This is a genomic window from Streptomyces beijiangensis (genome assembly GCF_017315755.1).
Classification (GTDB): Bacteria; Actinomycetota; Actinomycetes; order Streptomycetales; family Streptomycetaceae; genus Streptomyces; species Streptomyces beijiangensis.
On sequence record NZ_JAFLRJ010001001.1, the window covers coordinates 1 to 316 of the forward strand.

A 316-nucleotide genomic window follows, 5' to 3' on the forward strand; every position below is an offset into this window, starting at 1 on the left:
GGGGTGGGCCGACAGCCAGACGCGCACGTCGTCCAGGCAGCTCTCCAGATTCTTGTTCGCGCCGCCCGAGTAGAGCTGCTCGGGAGTGGAGGCGTTGACGCAATTGTTGCTGTTGCCCAGGGGGTTGGAGTGGCTGACCTTCCACTCCTTGGTGACGAAGTCGTCCCAGACGTCCAGCTCGATCATCGAGGTGCCGGTGTCGAGGGCCCGGGCCAGATAGGGGAACGCGGCCGGGTCGTAGGTGTTGTGCAGACCCGACGTCGTGGCCCCGGAGAGCGGGAGGGCCTCGGGGCCCGCCGCCGCGGCGGCCGCACCG

Annotated in this window: 1 pseudogene; it reads right to left on the reverse strand. The window is 69.3% G+C overall.

What is annotated here, in order from left to right:
* Window positions 1–316 (reverse strand): annotated as a pseudogene (locus J0695_RS40275) (hypothetical protein); the annotation flags it as partial.